Source organism: Acinetobacter sp. ANC 4173 (genome assembly GCF_004331255.1).
In the GTDB taxonomy this organism is placed as follows: Bacteria; Pseudomonadota; Gammaproteobacteria; order Pseudomonadales; family Moraxellaceae; genus Acinetobacter.
The window spans coordinates 14,007-31,722 of record NZ_SJOF01000019.1 but is presented as its reverse complement, the minus strand read 5'-3'; the positions used below and the strand labels follow the sequence as shown (position 1 = coordinate 31,722).

13 protein-coding genes and 4 tRNA genes are annotated in these 17,716 nt (G+C 42.2%); 6 read left to right on the top strand and 11 right to left on the bottom strand.

Annotated elements, in window-relative coordinates:
- Nucleotides 1-42: 42 nt before the first annotated feature.
- Nucleotides 43-1,413, bottom strand: a complete 1,371-nt coding sequence (dnaQ, locus tag E0H94_RS16910; RefSeq protein WP_131327561.1) for a DNA polymerase III subunit epsilon — start codon at nt 1,411-1,413, stop codon at nt 43-45.
- 218 nt (nt 1,414-1,631) lie between these two features.
- Here dnaQ and E0H94_RS16905 point away from each other — a divergent pair, with 218 nt between their 5' ends.
- The 6 genes from E0H94_RS16905 to E0H94_RS16880 all read left to right on the top strand — a co-directional run bounded on the left by E0H94_RS16905 (nt 1,632) and on the right by E0H94_RS16880 (nt 11,768).
- Nucleotides 1,632-4,838, top strand: a complete 3,207-nt coding sequence (locus E0H94_RS16905) for a LysM peptidoglycan-binding domain-containing protein (protein ID WP_131327560.1) — start codon at nt 1,632-1,634, stop codon at nt 4,836-4,838.
- 50 nt (nt 4,839-4,888) lie between these two features.
- Nucleotides 4,889-6,703: an extracellular solute-binding protein gene (locus E0H94_RS16900; RefSeq protein WP_227548666.1), complete on the top strand. Its 1,815-nt coding sequence runs from the start codon at nt 4,889-4,891 to the stop codon at nt 6,701-6,703.
- Nucleotides 6,704-6,780: 77 nt separating this feature from the next.
- The gene (locus E0H94_RS16895) at nt 6,781-7,845 is read left to right on the top strand and encodes a microcin C ABC transporter permease YejB (RefSeq protein ID WP_131327558.1); all 1,065 of its coding nucleotides are present in this window, start codon (nt 6,781-6,783) and stop codon (nt 7,843-7,845) included.
- Nucleotides 7,845-8,855, top strand: a complete 1,011-nt coding sequence (locus tag E0H94_RS16890; protein WP_131327557.1) for an ABC transporter permease — start codon at nt 7,845-7,847, stop codon at nt 8,853-8,855. Before E0H94_RS16895 ends, E0H94_RS16890 begins: the two co-directional genes overlap by 1 nt.
- A complete protein-coding gene (locus tag E0H94_RS16885) occupies nt 8,833-10,461 on the top strand; it encodes a dipeptide ABC transporter ATP-binding protein (RefSeq protein ID WP_131327556.1) in 1,629 nt (542 codons plus the stop codon). The genes E0H94_RS16890 and E0H94_RS16885 overlap by 23 nt, the downstream gene beginning before the upstream one ends.
- Before the next feature lie 62 nt (nt 10,462-10,523).
- The gene (locus E0H94_RS16880) at nt 10,524-11,768 is read left to right on the top strand and encodes an NADH:flavin oxidoreductase/NADH oxidase family protein (RefSeq protein WP_131327555.1); all 1,245 of its coding nucleotides are present in this window, start codon (nt 10,524-10,526) and stop codon (nt 11,766-11,768) included.
- 2 nt (nt 11,769-11,770) lie between these two features.
- Here E0H94_RS16880 and E0H94_RS16875 read toward each other — a convergent pair whose 3' ends face one another.
- The 10 genes from E0H94_RS16875 to pyrC all read right to left on the bottom strand — a co-directional run bounded on the left by E0H94_RS16875 (nt 11,771) and on the right by pyrC (nt 17,677).
- Nucleotides 11,771-12,469 (bottom strand): glutathione S-transferase N-terminal domain-containing protein, encoded by a 699-nt coding sequence (locus tag E0H94_RS16875; protein WP_131327554.1) that lies wholly within the window; start codon nt 12,467-12,469, stop codon nt 11,771-11,773.
- A gap of 132 nt (nt 12,470-12,601) precedes the next feature.
- Nucleotides 12,602-12,677, bottom strand: a tRNA-Glu gene (locus E0H94_RS16870).
- A 42-nt stretch (nt 12,678-12,719) separates the two neighbouring features.
- Nucleotides 12,720-12,795, bottom strand: a tRNA-Glu gene (locus E0H94_RS16865).
- Between the two features lie 117 nt (nt 12,796-12,912).
- Nucleotides 12,913-13,653 carry a hypothetical protein gene (locus E0H94_RS16860; RefSeq protein WP_131327553.1) on the bottom strand — a complete coding sequence of 247 codons (741 nt, stop codon included), beginning with the start codon at nt 13,651-13,653 and terminating at the stop codon, nt 12,913-12,915.
- Nucleotides 13,654-13,733: 80 nt separating this feature from the next.
- Nucleotides 13,734-15,152, bottom strand: a complete 1,419-nt coding sequence (locus E0H94_RS16855; protein ID WP_131327552.1) for an amino acid permease — start codon at nt 15,150-15,152, stop codon at nt 13,734-13,736.
- A 108-nt stretch (nt 15,153-15,260) separates the two neighbouring features.
- Nucleotides 15,261-15,336: transfer RNA gene (locus E0H94_RS16850), tRNA-Glu, on the bottom strand.
- 316 nt (nt 15,337-15,652) lie between these two features.
- Entirely contained in the window at nt 15,653-15,805 is a 153-nt protein-coding gene (locus E0H94_RS18530; protein ID WP_165495629.1) for a hypothetical protein, read from the bottom strand.
- A gap of 97 nt (nt 15,806-15,902) precedes the next feature.
- A tRNA-Glu gene (locus E0H94_RS16845) sits at nt 15,903-15,978 on the bottom strand.
- 20 nt (nt 15,979-15,998) lie between these two features.
- Complete coding sequence (rnt, locus tag E0H94_RS16840; RefSeq protein WP_131327551.1) at nt 15,999-16,658, bottom strand: ribonuclease T; 660 nt, start codon at nt 16,656-16,658, stop codon at nt 15,999-16,001.
- Nucleotides 16,643-17,677 (bottom strand): dihydroorotase, encoded by a 1,035-nt coding sequence (pyrC, locus tag E0H94_RS16835; RefSeq protein WP_131327550.1) that lies wholly within the window; start codon nt 17,675-17,677, stop codon nt 16,643-16,645. Before pyrC ends, rnt begins: the two co-directional genes overlap by 16 nt.
- Between the last annotated feature and the right edge of the window lie 39 nt (nt 17,678-17,716).

Here is a 17,716-nt window from a genome sequence, read left to right as displayed (position 1 = left end):
TCCCCAAAGTTTAAATACAAAAAATAACAGAATCTGTAGAAATTATTTTGAAAAAAAGCAAGATTTGCCCTGTTTTTCCTCAATTTGTTTGACCCAAGTCTCATGTGCGGCCAATTCTGCTTCGGAAGGTAAAATGACGGCTAAGCCTGTTTCATCAACTTGGCGTCGTCCACTTGCGCCTTGTTGCTGTTCACTTTGTGATAGCGCATCGATATCAAATGACACTTGTCCGCCCGTCATCGCCAAATAGACGTCTGCTAAAATTTCAGCATCGAGCAATGCACCATGGAAAGTACGATCGCGTTGCGCGATTTCATAGCGTCGTACCAAAGCATCCAAGGAGTTCTTCTGTCCAGGATGTTTGCTTTTTGCCATCGCTAAAGTATCTGTGACTTCGCAGACATCAGAGAGTGCACCATGACCTGTACGTTTAAACTCCATATTTAAGAAGTTCATATCGAAGGTCGCGTTATGCGCAATAATCTCGGCGCCTTTTAAGTAGTCAAATAAGACATCTGCAATTTCTGCATATTTTGGTTTATCTGTTAAAAACTCATCGGTAATGCCGTGGACATTGACCGAGTCACCGACTTCTTTTTCAGGATTGATATAAATATGGATGGAGCTGCCTGTGAGTTTGCGATTGATCATTTCAATCGCGCCGACTTCAATAATGCGATCACTGTCCTGAAAATAGAAACCTGTGGTTTCGGTATCCAGAATTAACTGACGAGGACCAATGGCCTCAACGGTTGCAGGAGTAATCACAATATGTGGATGTGTCTTTGTAGTTTGTTTTTGTGAATCTTGAAGCGTTTCTACAGGAATGTTGGATTCAGCAACTTCGTCTTCAATATATTCAGGTTCTACAGGTTCAGCTTCTTCTCCAGCAAAATCTAGTCCGAAAGGGTCGTCAAAAAGCCAGTCGGATTCAGCTTTTTTTTTATCTTCAGTGTTGTTTTCTATTGCTGCTGTTAAATTTTTTGTGGTTTGATCAGCGCCTAAATTCGCCAGTTGATCTGCCATTTCATTACCTGGGTGACCTGCATGACCTTTAATCCAGTTCCATTCGATGTCTCGACCTTGGCAAACGCTATCGAGTTTTTGCCATAAATCTGGATTTTTGACATCTTTCCAGTTTTTCTTTTTCCAGCCATGAATCCATTCAGTTATGCCTTGTTTGACATAGTTGGAGTCAGTCCAGATAATTAACTTGGCTGATTTTGGACAAGCGAGCACGCCTTCAATTGCCGCGGTCAATTCCATGCGGTTGTTGGTGGTATGTGTTTCTCCACCAAAAACTTTGCGTTCTTCGGTTGCTGTAACGATATAAGCTCCCCAACCTCCGAGTGCGCCATCCTTACCATTTCCACGACAAGCGCCATCGACATAGAGCGTAATTGTTTCAGACATAAAGGGTCATCCAGCCAGCAAAGAAAGTTAACAGAAGCGAATCCAATCTTATATTGTATAACGCATTTGTGCTTTGGGAGTGTATTACATGGTTAAATTTTAATTTCTTGTAACATTTATCATGGAATCGCGCTAAATTATTGCCTTGAGTCTCTGCCGTGCTTCACTACAATGGCAGTGCTAAAAATAAATTTTATACGAGTTGTTTGGATTTTTTTATGTATAAACCAACCACGTTCTTGTGGCAGCCCTCGGTTCCGACATTATTTAAGATTACTGTATTGGGCTCTGCACTTGCAGCATTAGGATTAACCACAGGTTGTGCATCGAGCCAGAGTGCAACCAAGGCTGCTGCATCAAAACAGGTTGGCTCGAATTATTTAGATGCAAATAGTTTAGATTCTTTGGAAGATCTTTTATCTGCCACCGATATGCGTGCTGTAGAAGGCGATCGTCTGCTTATTTTAAAACATGGTGATGTTTGGAAGCGCATGACCGTCGGTTTTAAAATGGATCTCAATCACTGGGATTCGCGTATTGAAGCACAGCGCAGTTGGTTCGTCTCTCGACAACCCTATATTGAGCGTTTAAGTGCGCGTGCATCACGTTATCTTTATCACACAGTAAAAGAAGCCGAGCGTCGTGGTTTGCCGACTGAACTTGCGCTATTACCAATTATTGAAAGTTCTTATGACCCAGCAGCAACCAGTAGTGCGGCGGCGGCAGGACTTTGGCAGTTTATTCCAAGTACCGGTCGTATTTATGGATTAAAACAGTCGGGTATGTATGATGGTCGTCGCGATGTGGTCGAATCTACCCGTGCAGCTTATGAATTCTTAGGGAGTCTGTATAACCAGTTTGGTTCTTGGGAGTTGGCTTTGGCAGCGTATAACGCAGGTCCGGGTCGAATTCAACAGGCGATTAACCGTAACCGTGAGGCTGGATTGCCAACCGATTACTGGTCTTTACGTTTACCACAAGAAACTATGAACTATGTGCCACGTTTCTTGGCAGTGGCACAGATTATTAAGAATCCGAATGCTTATGGGGTGACATTACCCCCGATTGCCAACCGACCGCACTTTAGAGAAATTAGTGTGGGGCCTGCGAACTTAAATGATATTGCTGCGGTTACAGGTTTAAGTCGTGCTGAATTGTATGCACTCAATCCGGGTCATCGTGGTGATCAGATTGATAGTAGCAGCCCAATGCGTATTTTGATCCCTGCGGATATTAGTCCATCGATTGATGCCAAGTTATCTAAATTACAATCGAACTCAGGCGGTTTATGGGCAAGTACTGCACCTATTACGAATAATAGTTCGACTGCAACGGTGATCACACCAAGTAAAGCGACTCCACCTGCTTTGGTTGCAAGTAATAACCTTAAAACCACAGACACTAAGACCACCACTTCAGTGACAACGAACACAGGGCGTCCTTTATCCACGACACCACGTGGTGCAGATGCATTGGCTGCTTTTGCTTCGAGTACAATTGTACCGAGCGCGCCACGTATTCCTGTTGCCGTCATACCTGCTAAAGATGTGAAGCCTGTAAGTGTGGAACCACCAATTTCTGCGGTGGAACGTGAGCAGATTATGGCAGCGGTTCAAGCTGAGGATGCCCGCAAAACTGTCGATCAGGTCTTACAACCTGTGGCAACTAAGGCTGAACAAGAACAAGTGGTTGCAGAGATCAAACAGATTGCACCGCAAGGCACAGAAATTGTTGATCCTTATGATGGTAAGATTAAACTGACCGCAATTCAGACCAGTCAATCTGTCGCAGAGCAACAAGGTAAAGAGTTAACCAAAGGTTTTGCTTATCCAAAATCGGTAACCGACAATACCAAGTTGGACTCAGAAGAAGCCCAACTGAATAAAGATAAGAACTATGTGAAAACCGCATCTGAAGTGGTGGTGGTGCCGCCTAAAGGTAAACGTACCACTTATACGGTTCTGCCAGGTGATACCTTGGCAACGATCGCAATGAAAAATGGCGTGAACTGGCGCGATATTGCCAAATGGAATCAGATTGATCCGAATGCAATGTTATTTGTGGGCACCAGTATTTATTTATATGATGCTAAACCCGTTGCGCAAGATCGCCCTTCTAATAGTGCCAATAGCAAACCCGACAGTTATGTGGTGCAAGCCAATGACAATTTGACCGGTGTGGCGAATCAATTTGGTTTATCAGTGAAGCAGTTGGCGGACTATAATGATTTGACCGTGACCAGTGGTCTGTTTGTGGGTCAGAAATTGTCCTTAAAAGACAGTGGTTTAACCACAGTGAAGAAGTTGACTGAAAAAACCACGGCAAAGAGCAGTATTAAAACTAAATCTTACGTGGTGAAACGCGGTGAGTATTTAAAATTGATTGCTGAGCGTTATGCTTTGTCTAATCAAGAGTTGGCAGAACTGACCCCTGGCTTAAATGCAGGTAGCAATTTAATGCTTGGGCAAAAAATCAATGTTCCGATCAATACCGTAAATCAGGATGCATCGACCTCGGAAAAAAATATCACGGTAAAAGTAGACAGTCCAAATGTTGAGACCAACATTAAAACTGAAACCTATAAAGTTCAGCGTGGCGATACGCTATATAGCATTGCGTCACAGTCGAAAATGTCGCTCAGTGATTTGGCGGAACTGAATAAGATTTCAACCAACAGTGGTGTTTATGTTGGGCAAACCATTAAAGTGCCAGCAGGTTCTACTGTGCCAGAAAATTATGTGGTGCAGTCAGGAGATAGTTTGTCCGCTATTGCCAGTAAATACAATTTAAACCAAGCCAATTTAGCGACCTTAAATGGCATGAGTCGTCATGCCAATGTTCGTGTTGGGCAGCGATTAAAACTCACAGGTGAAGTTCCTGAGATTGAACAGCAAGTTGAAAGTACAATAGCTACAAAAGACACGCATGTAGTGAAATCAGGTGAGACCTTAAGCAGTATTGCCAAAAAATATCACTTACAGTTGAGTTATTTGGCAGCATTAAATGACCTATCAACTAACGCTTCGGTTCGTATTGGGCAGCGTTTAAAAGTTGAAGGTGATTTGCCGAGCAAGACCACGACCAAAGCTGATGCAACTGTGAAAAAGAGCAGTGCAAGCAGTAAAGATGCTGAAAAATATACAGTAAAATCGGGTGAGTCGTTGAATGCAATTGCGAGTCGTACGGGTATTTCAGTTGCTGAATTGGCAAGTTTAAATGACATAAGTTCGCGTACTGGCTTACAGGTTGGTCAAACCATTCTGATTCCGAAAACGGTGAAAGAATATAAGGTGAAATCAGGTGATAATCTGATTCGCTTGGCTGCACGTTATGGTGTTGAGGCGAGTGCTTTGGCTGAAATGAATGATTTGAAGCCATCAGCACAGTTAAAAATTGGTGATGTGATTAAAGTTCCGAATCTTTAATTCGTTCATCTAATATGTCGATAGTTCGTTTAACGAGCCAAAAAGTTGCCATGCTATTGCTGTGTTTAAGCAGTGGTATGGTGACACAGCAGGTGTGGTCGGCTTTGCAGACGACACCGTATATTGCTGTACATGGTCAGCCCAAATATACCAAGCTTAAGGCAATGCCTTATGCCAACCCACAGGCACTCAAAGGGGGATATATCAGCACTGCGGCAAATGGTACTTTTGATAATCTCAACAGCATGAATGGCAAAGGCAGTGCAACAGAGGGCGTAAATTATCTATTTGATACCTTAATGGATAATTCCTTAGATGAATCTGGGGTGATGTATCCGTTATTGGCAGATCAAGTCACATTTGATCCTGTAAATCCGCAATTTATTATTTTTCATTTGAATCCTCAGGCGCGTTTTAGCAATGGAACGCCTGTGACTGCTGAGGATGTTAAATTCAGTTTTGATGCCTATCAAAGCAAAGCCAATTTAGGCTTGCAGATGTATTTGTCCAATTTGGCGAAAACAGAAGTCCTATCCAAATCACAAGTTAAATTTATTTTTAAGTCGAGTAAGAACAAGGAAATGCCACTGATTGTGGCCAGTTTACCCATTTATTCCAAATTGGATTGGAAAAATAAAGATTTTACTCGAATTACGCTACAGCCGATTTTAGGCTCAGGTCCTTATTTAATTGAGCGTATTGATGCAGGGCGCAGTATTACCTATAAGCGCAATCCGAATTATTGGGCAAAAGATTTAATGGTCAATCGTGGGCGTTATAATTTTGATCGGCTGAAATATGTCTATTATCGTAATAATGAGATTGCCTTTGAAGGTTTTAAGTCGGGGCAATATACCTTACACGAAGAAAAGAAAACCAAAACATGGGTTACAGGCTATCAATTCCCTGCTGTAAAAGCTGGGTTGGTCAAGCGATATAGCCAGCGTTTGGCACGACCCGTGGTCAATCAAAGCTTGGTCTTGAATACACGGAAAGCTCCATTTAACGACATTTATTTTCGTCAGGCACTCAGTTATGCCTATGATTTTGAATGGCTGAATAAAGCTTTATTCTATGGACAGTATCAGCGTTTGCAAAGCCATTTTCAGAACAGCGAATTGGCAGCCATGGGGCAGCCGAGCGCTGTAGAATTAAAATTATTACAACCTTATTTACCCAAGTTACATCCTGTGCAACGACAAGGTGTACTGTCTAATTGGCAGTATCCTAAATCGGATGCGGGCGGATTCAATCGCCCGAATTTACTCCAAGCGCGTACTATTTTGCTGAAGGCGGGTTACCAATATCGACAAGGGCAGTTGTACAGTAAAAATGGGCGCGCGATCCAGTTTGAAGTGTTGTTTTACCAAGATGGTTCGCAACGCACGATTATGCCGTGGATTCGAAACCTAGAAAAATTAGGAATTACCGTTAAACTACGTCAGGTCGATGTCTCGCAATATATGGAGCGGATGCGCCGTTACGAGTTTGATGTGACTCCCTTGGAAATGCCACAATCCCTTTCACCGGGTAGCGAACAGGCGCAAATGTGGAGTAGCAGTGCAGCGCGCGAGTTGGGTAACTATAATTATGCAGGCATACAAAATGCTGCCATCGATGCTGCTGTGCAACAGGTCATTCAAGCGCCAAATCGGCAACAATTAATTCTGCGCACCCGAGTGTTGGATCGATTACTACGTGCAGGTTATTATCAAATTTTGACCTATGGTAAAAATGACAATTGGTACGCCTATTGGAATATGTATCATCAACCTAAAGTGAAGCCAAAATTATCTTTAGGCTTAGACTATTGGTGGAGTGACCCCGCACAAGCCAAAAAAGTCAGTCAATTTCTCGGTAAATAACGACGAGAGGGCATCTTCATTTTGAGTGATGCAGCCAGATTTGGGGGATAAATAATGCTGAAGATAAGGATAAGCAATTGGGTACGTATATTCTAAAAAGGTTATTCCTGATCATTCCAACCTTATTTTTTATTCTGTGCATTAATTTTGCCGTGATTCAGATTGCTCCTGGTGGCCCCGTAGAGCGTGCCATTCAGCAAGCAGAGTCTTTTCAGCGCTTACAAGCGGCTAAAGTGGGTATTGCTGCTGAAAGTAGTAATTATCAAGGGGCGAAGGGACTCAGTGAAGAGATGATTCATCAGATTGAAGCCCAGTATGGTTTTGATCAGCCGGCGTATATGCGTTTTGCTGTGATGCTTAAAAACTACCTAAGCTTCGATTTTGGCGTGAGCTTTTTTAAAGATAAACCTGTGACGCAATTAATTTGGGAAAAAATGCCGGTCTCTGTTTCACTCGGGCTATGGAGCAGTTTGCTGATTTATTTAATTGCAATTCCCTTGGGGATTAAAAAAGCCAAGCAACATGGTTTATGGTTTGATAAAACCACCTCGCTTATTTTAGCCGTAGGTTATGCTGTCCCAGCTTTTGTTTTTGCTATTTTGTTGATTGTATTCTTTGCTGGCGGCAGCTATTTTCAGTGGTTTCCACTACAGGGTTTAGTCTCGGATAATTTTCAACAATTGAGTTTGCTGGGCAAAATTCAAGACTATTTCTGGCACTTAAGCCTGCCATTATTGGCGATGGTTTTGGGCGGTTTTGCCAGTTTAAGTTATTTGACCAAATATTCTTTTTTGGAAGAATTAAACAAACCTTATGTTTGGGCAGCTCGTGCCAAAGGACTGAGTGAATCTCGCGTTCAGTATGGGCATATATTTCGAAATGCTGTATTGGTGATTATGGCGGGTTTACCCGAAGCATTGGTCAGTATTTTCTTTGTCGGCAATTTATTTATCGAGATTGTATTTAATCTGGATGGCTTAGGGTTGTTAGGATTTGAAGCCATTATTCAGCGCGATTATCCCGTCATCTTTGGGACGTTATTTATCTTTACCTTATTGGGCTTAATTCTGCGTTTAATTTGCGATGTGCTCTATCAATGGGTTGATCCACGGATTGATTTTGAATCACGAGGGAAACACTAATGTCTCCCATGATTCAAACACGTCTACAACGTTTTCGACAAAATCGTTTGGGGTTTCTTTGCTTTATTTTATTTAGTCTGATTTTTGCGGTGTCATTAACAGCGGACTTGATTGCCAATGAAAAACCCTTGTTAGTCAAATATCAGCAGTCTTTTTATTTTCCAGTATTTAAGGCATACCCCGAAACCACATTTGGCGGGGTATTTGAAACAGAAGCCGATTATAAAGATCCCGTAGTGCAACAATTGATAGCTGATCAGGGCTGGGTCGTGTGGCCCGTGATTCGGTACGCTGCACAAACGCCAAATTTAGATTTAGCTGTCCCTGTTCCGTCTGAACCTACAGCGCAAAATTGGTTGGGCACGGATGATCAAGGCAGAGATGTCCTCGCCAGAATTTTGTACGCCTTACGTGTTTCACTATTGTTTGGTTTTGCTGTAACACTATTTTCGGCAGTGATGGGTATCTTTATTGGTGCAATACAAGGTTACTATGGCGGTTGGATCGACTTAATCGGTCAGCGGCTATTAGAGGTGTGGGGCGGCTTACCCATGCTGTTTATGGTCATGATTTTAGTCAGTATCTTTACGCCAAGTGTGTATTGGCTATTTCTCATCATGTTGTTCTTTGGTTGGACTACACTGGTAAATTTGGTTCGGACGGAGTTTTTACGTGCGCGCAATTTCGATTATGTTCGAGCTGCCCGTGCTCTAGGGGTTTCTGATACACGTATTATTGTTCGGCATATTTTACCGAATGTCATCAGTTCCAGTTTGTCACAGCTCCCTTTTATGTTAACGGCCAATATTACCGCTTTAGCTGCTTTAGACTTCTTGGGGCTTGGATTGCCTGCTGATACGGCCTCCTTGGGGGAAATTTTGCTACAAGGTAAAAATAACTTAAATGCGCCGTGGTTGGCTTTATCCGGTTTTTTTACTCTCGCTATAGTCTTGTCACTCTTGATTTATATTGGGGAGGCGGCGCGAGATGCATTCGATCCACGACAATAATCATGCAGCAAGCGTGATTCTAGATGTTCAGAAGCTACACATCCGACATGAGCACACGACATTACTGGACAATTTATCCTTTCAACTGCATCGGGGTAAAACATTGGCTTTGGTGGGGGAAAGTGGTTCGGGTAAAACGATCAGTTGTTTAGCGCTGTTAGGTTTATTGCCCCCAAGTTTGCTCAGATCAGGCAGGGTAAATTATGCTGATATTGATTTACTCAGACTTTCTGCACCGCAATTGCAGTCTATTCGGGGTCATAAAATTGCCTTGATTTTCCAAGACCCGATGGCGGCATTGAATCCCTTGCATCAGGTTGAAAAAATTGTTGGGGAAGCCTTAACTCTACAAGGCTTGTCTCACCAATTTGTCCGTCAGCAGGTGATACAGTTATTAAATGATGTTGGATTAACTCAAACTGAAGCGCTGTTAAAGCGTTATCCGCATCAGCTTTCGGGCGGTCAGCGACAGCGTGTGATGATTGCAGCTGCTTTAGCATTAGACCCTGAAATTTTAATTGCAGATGAACCCACCACGGCTTTGGATGTGACCCTGCAAGTACAGATTCTAGATTTAATTAAGACGCTGCAACAGCAGCGTAAGATGTCACTGATTTTGATTAGCCATGATTTGAATTTGGTTCGTCAATATGCAGATGATGTGATTGTGATGAATCAAGGGCGTGTTGAGCAACAAGGTGCTACCGAGCAGGTATTTCAGCATCCTGCAACGGACTATACCCATGAATTGATGAATCACGATTTTGGGGAAGCACTTGCACCCTCTGTGACTCCAACAGTCCTGCAATTAGAACAGTTATTGGTGCAGTATCCAATTAAACAAGGTTGGCTCAATCGCGTGACAGGGCAGCAGGTTGCGGTTGAAATTCCTCATCTGACCTTAATGCAAGGGGAATGTATTGGTATTGTGGGGGAAAGTGGATCGGGTAAAAGTTCTCTGGCCTTGGCTATTGTGCGTTTGATTCAGAGTCAAGGACAGATTCTGTTTCAGCAGCAGAATTTAAATACCCTGAATCAAAAACAATTACGTCCACTACGCGCCAATTTTCAGATTGTTTTTCAAGATCCTTTTAGCAGCTTAAACCCACGTTTAACTGTACAACAGATTATTGCTGAAGGATTGACGCTTGGTCATCAACATGAAAATCATATTGAAGCGAAAGTGAGTCGAGCTTTATTGGATGTTGAGTTAGATGATAGTTTCAAACATCGTTATCCTCATGAACTATCAGGTGGTCAGCGTCAGCGGATTGCTTTGGCGCGAGCGTTGGTGTTAAAACCACAGTTGATTATCTTAGATGAGCCGACATCTTCTTTAGATCGTACGACACAACGAGCAATTGTGCAGCTCTTGCGCCGTTTACAGCAGCAGTATCAACTGAGTTATTTATTGATTAGCCATGACTTACATGTAGTACGTGCGATTAGTCAAAAAGTTTTGGTATTACGTGCGTCGCAAGTGATTGAAATGCAGACCACGGAAGCACTGTTTGCTCATCCCTTACACCTATATACCCAGCAATTGATCCAAGCCAGTCAATATCATTCAATTGACAAAGTTGACAAAATAAATTGTCAGAAATGACTTGACCTCATTGGTAAACTGATTAGAGTAAAACATCTAAATAAAAGAATGAGGAAATTCACATGAGTCACATTGCAGCACCTTTGCAAATCCGAAATACCACTTTTAAAAACCGTATTATTAAAGGGGCAATGAGTGAGGCTTTAGCCAATCATGCAGGGCAACCGAATCGATTACATTTAGGTTTATATGAGGCGTGGGCAAAAGGGGGCTTGGGCTGTGCCATTACGGGGAATGTGATGGTGGATTTTCGTGCCAAGAATGAGCCAGGTGTTGTTGTTGTTGAATCTGAACGTGACATAGCTGAACTGAGTCAGTGGGCAGCTTTGGGTAAGCAATATGGGATGGTACAGTTAGTTCAGTTATCCCATCCAGGACGACAATGCCCAAAAGGTTTAAATAAAGAAACCGTAGCACCTTCGGCAGTAGCGTTTAGTCCGATGCTTGCCACCACCTTTGGTACACCACGTGAACTTCGTGAAGATGAAATTTTAGACATTATTCAACGCTTTGCCCGTGCAGCGCAGATTTGTGAAAAAGCGGGATTTGAAGGCGTGCAACTGCATGGTGCACATGGTTATTTGATTAGTCAGTTTCTCTCGCCATTGACCAATAAACGTCAAGATCAATGGGGCGGTAGCATTGAAAATCGTATGCGCTTTTTGTTAGAAATTTACCAAGCTGTTCGGGCAGTAACATCAGATCACTTTATTATTTCAGTCAAATTGAATTCTGCTGATTTCCAACGTGGCGGCATCACTGAAGAAGATGTGATTGCTGTGTTTAAAGCGATTGACGCAGCAGGCATTGACTTGATTGAAATTTCGGGCGGCACCTATGAAGCCCCTGCTATGGCAGGTGCGAAGGAAGATAAACGAAAAGCCAGTACCATCGCTCGCGAAGCCTATTTCCTCGACTTTGCTGAAAAAATTAGACAACAAGTCAGTTGCCACTTAATGGTGACAGGTGGCTTCCGTACAGCACAAGGTATGAATGCTGCGCTCGACAGTGGTGCCTGTGATTTTATCGGGATTGCCCGTCCATTTGCCGTAGAAACCGATTTGACTGAACGCTTATTGGTTGGGCAAGATGTTCGTTATGCAGTGGATAAGATTAAAACGGGTATTCCGATGGTGGATAAAATGGCCATTATGGAAATTATTTGGTATGCCGCGCAATTTAAGACTATTGCGCAAGGTAAACAGCCAAATCCGAAACTTTCTCCACTTAAAGTATTTTTCCATTATGTGAAGGGGAATTTAAAAGCCGTGATTCAAGGTCAGATCAACTCCCGCAAAAGCGCATAATATTAGTTGGCTTCAGCCCAATACTGTTTGAAGATTGAGGCAGACCATTGACCTTTTGACAAAGCGCGTTGAAAGGCGGGCCTGTCTTGAATCTGTTGTAAATAGGTATTGATCGCAGGGTAGTGTGTATAACGGTCATGTAGACGGGTGTAGGCATGTAATGGAAACCAAAGCAAGATATCTGCAATAGTCAATTGAGAGCCTGCCACCCACAGTTGTGTGGTGAGATGCTGATTGATCATTTGCATTTGTTGTTGCAGTAAGGGATTTAAATAGCCGTGATTAAATCCATATTGAATGGCTCGTGGAATAAAACGAATAAGCCAAGGGGTTCGGATTGCCAATTGGGAAAAGATCTGTTTTAACGCCAAATTTGGCATAAAAGAGGCATCAGTGAAGTTTTTCCAATAGCAGTAATCCACTAAGGCAGAACCGTCTAAATTTGTTGTACCTAAAATTTGCTGGCGAGCACTGAACCATTCGGCAATGGCGCTGGTTTCAGATAAGAAAAAAGTGTGCTCAAGTTCTGTTATTTTGACTGTTGGAAATTTTGCCAAAGGATGTGCTTGTTGTAATTGACGCGTATTGGCATCGTCAAGTGTGTCGCAAACCAAAATGTCATAATCGAGACCGAGTTCTTCGAAAAGCCAGACAATACGTTGCGAACGTGAATTGGGCTTATGGTAAAGTTGAATCTGCATTTTGTTATTTCAGTTGCCTTTTATTCAATATGATTTTTATGTTGCTCTAACAAAGCATAACTTAAAATAGAGGCATAAAAAAACCTGAGTCGTTTTGCTCAGGTTTTTTTAAGAGATAAACATCTCTGAATTTGGCGTCCCTACGGGGATTCGAACCCCGGTTACCGCCGTGAAAGGGCGATGTCCTAGGCCTCTAGACGATAGGGACTTAATGAGGCAGGTACTTCTGAAAACTAAACCATAAATTAAATGGCGTCCCTACGGGGATTCGAACCCCGGTTACCGCCGTGAAAGGGCGATGTCCTAGGCCTCTAGACGATAGGGACGTTTCAGAGGTGGGCGTATAATAGGGTGAATATAGGGGGGTGTCAAATATTTTTTTGAAGATAATCATTAAAAAAGAATTGAGTGAATAAAAAGAATACAAATTTATGAAATATACTTTAAAGTGGTTGTTTTTTAAGCTTTAAAGCATCCACAATACTTTGGATAACAGCTGGATGCTCTAAATAACCGGTAATTTGATGAGGCTTATCCACCAGTGTAGTGATTGCTTGATTAATAATCGGGGGTTCAAAATTGAAAGGTGCTTCAGATAAGGGGAAGGCCGTTAGGAAATCATCAGGGGAATAAAAATTAAACCAATCGCCATGTAGTTGAGGTGGTCGAGAAATCGGTAAGGTAAGTTTTTCTTGAATCACTTTAAAGGCAAGGGGTGAACCCAATGTAATAAAACGATGTACTCTAAAATGGGCAAATTGATGCAATAAGTTATAGGCAATGACGGTGCCTAATGAATGCGCCACAATAATATGATCTTTGGTGAGTGCTGTAATGACAGATAAACGCTGAGTAAGTGACTCCGATTGCTCTGGATTGAAACAAGGCAAAGGGGTAATACATGGACTATGCTCTTCAACAATCGACGTGTTATGCCAGAGGTGAAAGGGAAGGTGTAACTGCAACAGCGATTTAGGGAGCAGTGTATTTAAATCTAAACTGTTATTGAGCTGGTGTTTGGTCAGTAAGTCGCCATAAAAGGGGAGCTTGATATCCAGTGATTCAAGTTCAATATTTTGCTCTGCATGATTCAAGCCAGTTTTAAATACATTTAACCAGTGTTGTTTTAAGGTTTTCTCATCATAATTTTGTTGATTCATGCCGTGAATAAAAATGATTTTCATACAAGGTCAGGCTTTTATAGAGAACATTGTTTATATTTAGCTTAAAAAAAAGAGTGGTCTTTGACCACTCTTTTTATGTGTTAGTTTTGCTTTCGATAAAACACGTAATAGCTGAGATAACACAAGGCAATAAAGATTAAACAGCCAATAAAGCCCGCAATCATTTCAGGATCTGCGGCCATACTAATCCCTGTAATAAAACAGAATGTAAAACCTAAAATTGGCACAATTGGAAATAGTGGTGCTGCAAAGCCTAACTCTTTCGCTGTACGACCTTGCTTATACCATTGGCGACGGAAATTGAACTGGCTTAAGCAAATGCTCATCCACACCACGACCATTGTAAATGCAGCTACACCCAGTAGGTTTTTGAAAATGGTTTCAGGCGCAAATTGTTCAGACAGCAATCCCGGAATTGCACCAAACATAGTGACAATAATGGCAACAAAAGGAATGCCTTTGTGATTTAACTTAGAGAACACTTCAGGCAGTTGCTTTTTGTAAGATAAAGACCACATCATACGTGAAGCAGCATATAAGCCTGAATTTGCCGCTGAAAGAAGTGCGGTAATAATCACAAAGCGGATGATGTCTTCTGCATGTGGAATACCAATATAGTTAAACACGGTCACAAAGGGGCTGCTGCTCACGCCATTACCACCCAAGCCCGCCATTTGATGTGGCAGTAGGGCGCTGATCACGACAATTGTGCCTACAAAGAAGATGAGCAAACGCCAAATAGCAGCATTAATTGCTTTAGGTACATTTTTCGCGGGATCTTGAGTTTCACCTGCAGCCACACCAATTAATTCTGTACCCGAAAAGGCAAAGTTCACAATCAGCATAGTGGCAAAAATAGGGAAGAAGCCCTGTGGAAACCATCCTTCTGCGGTCAAATTACTAAACAGAGGTGCAGAGCTATAACCATGAAAAGACAGTACGCCAAAAATGGCCAATAGACCTAAAATAATGAAACTAATAACAGTCACGACTTTGACCAGAGACAGCCAAAACTCTGATTCAGCAAACAGTCGGGTTGAACTCATGTTTAAGCTAAAAATAATGGCGGCAAAGATGAGCGTCCAAATCCAGACAGATATATGGGGAAACCATTCTTGCATCAGCAAAGCGGCAGCGGTGAATTCAGTGCCGAGCGTTGCCGTCCATGTTAGCCAATATAACCATGTAATCGTGTAGCCTGTCCCTGGACCAATATACTTTTGTGCATAAGCGCCGAAAGAACCCGATACAGGCATATGTACCGCAAGTTCTCCCAGACAAAGCATCACCATATAGGCAATAATTCCACCTAAAATATAAGCGATGATGGCACCTACAGGCCCCGTTTGTGCAATGACTTCACCCGACCCTAAAAATAGACCCGTCCCGATTGCACCACCAAGTGAAATCATGACCAGATGTCGAGTACTCATAGCGCGTTTTAAAGGCGCAGAATTGCCCTGATGCATAGCATCATTCGGAGATTGAGATGACTGCATAAGAGAGAGAAAATAGAATAATGAAGCGCGCTATTGTAGTGCAAAACTACAAATCTGCAATCGAATAATAATGAATTATGCGTTTTGAATGATTGTATAAACGATAGATGGCGTCCCTACGGGGATTCGAACCCCGGTTACCGCCGTGAAAGGGCGATGTCCTAGGCCTCTAGACGATAGGGACGTTGCGAGGTGATGCGTATATTATGTATTTTTTTCTTTACTGTCAAATAAGTTATTACAATATTTCTAAAAAATGGGTTTGTTTGTGTAAAAAATGTCTTACTTGCAGGATATAACGCAATTTTTTACGTTTCTACAGACTCGATATCTCGATCTCTTTTGTTGTTAAGGGCAAGCTTCATTCATTCAATAGCTTAGCGATGAAGGGTTTGATCAAGCTATGAGGGTAGGTTGAATTAGATTTCATGTGGTTAATACTAAGAAAACTGAAATTTCAACAAGCTTAAATTATTGATAAACGAAAGCACTAAGCACATTTAATGTTCGGGCGTTTGGTATGGGTTGTGCGCTTTATCTGACTTTGCCACATTAGATGTGGACGGAGCAGGTTCTTGCTGTTTATTGGCAATATAAAGATAAACAGCAGAAGGAGAAAGAATCAGTAAAACCAGTAATATTTTCTTTAACATAGGTCAATCGGGAAAAATAAAGACAAGAGTATAAACAATTCTTAAAAATAGAATGAGATGAGAATTTTAAAATAAAAGTTTTGCGAGTGCAAAGAGATGGCGTCCCTACGGGGATTCGAACCCCGGTTACCGCCGTGAAAGGGCGATGTCCTAGGCCTCTAGACGATAGGGACGTTTAGAAGATGGCGGTATCTTATTGATCCGCCACCAAAGTGTCAAGTAGGTGAGGAGACAGTTTGTTCAAAATATAGCAAAACAGTTCAGCGGTCTTTTTTGTATCGTACAAAGCTGAGTGAGCTTCTTTACCATCGAACTCAATTCCAGCTTGTATGCATGACTTGGCAAGTACTGTTTGACCAAAAGTAATCGCACTTAAAGTCACCGTGTCAAATACAGAGAAGCTGTGAAATGGATTTTGATTTTTAGTGCCCGTGCGCGCAATCGCTGCCTGAACAAAACCTAAATCAAAGTGCGCATTGTGACCGACCAAAATCGCGTGGGTGCAATTTTGTTGACGACGTACTTCATTCACTGCTTTGAAAATACGTTTCAGTGCCGATTTTTCATCTTCGGCCATCGCAACACGCATGGGATTAAATGGATCAATGCCAATAAAATCCAGCGAACGGCGATCCAGATTTGCGCCTTCAAATGGATTAATGTGTGCATGATGGGCTTCACCTGGAACGAATTTGCCTTCTGCATCATAAATAATTGGAATCGTGGCTATTTCTAGCAGCGCGTCAGTTTGTGAATTAAAACCCGCGGTCTCGACATCGACCACCACAGGTAAAAATCCACGGAAACGCTGACCAATTACTGGTAGAGTTTCATTTGTCACACTTTTCTCCATTGGATGGTTTTACCAGCATAAAGCGGGATAATCTTGTCACCATCTAAATAATCAAAACTTTCAGGAATGACTTGCTCTTCTTTAACCAGTGTAATGGTTTCAGTATTACGCGGAAGACCATAAAAGTCTGCACCAAAAAGGCTGGCAAAGCCTTCTAGGCGTTCGAGTTTATTGACTTGGTCAAACGCTTGAGCATACAGTTCAATTGCTGTTGGTGCGCTATAGCAACCCGCACAACCACAGGCATTCTCTTTGGCATTTTTTGAATGAGGTGCACTGTCTGTACCTAAGAAGAACTTAGGATTACCACTGGTTGCCACTTCCAGCAAAGTTTGTTGGTGTGTTTGGCGCTTTAAAATTGGCAAGCAGTAGAAGTGAGGTTTAATCCCACCCACTAACATGTCGTTACGGTTGAACAATAAATGTTGAGGCGTAATCGTGGCAGCAACATTACGGTCTTGTTCTAACACAAAATGCGCAGCTTCACTGGTGGTAATGTGCTCAAGTACCAATTTCAATTTCGGGAACTGTTTTAATAGAGGTGCTAAAACTTCATCTAGAAAACGTTTTTCACGGTCAAAAATATCGACGTGGTTATGGGTAACTTCACCATGTAACAGTAACGGCACTTGATGTTCTTCAAGTTGTTCAATCACTGCATATACTTTACGAATATCGCTTACGCCATTGTCCGAGTTGGTGGTTGCACCCGCTGGATAAAGTTTGATGGCATTTACAAATTCAGAATCTTTGATTTTTTTGACTTCGCTTGCAGGAGTGCTATCAGTAAAATACAACACCATACGCGGGTCAAATGCATTGCCTTCAGGCACATGCGCCATAATTCGCTCACGATAAGCAAGCGCCTCTTCCACAGTTTTCACAGGTGGAACAAGATTTGGCATACAAATCGCACGCTTAAATTGGGCTGCTAAATCTGGAACTGTGCGTTTCAGGGCGAGGCCGTCACGTAAGTGGGCATGCCAATCGTCTGGCTGCAAAAGAGTAATCGTATTCAAGGCGATTTCGGACTAAAAAATAAATCAGATGATAATCTA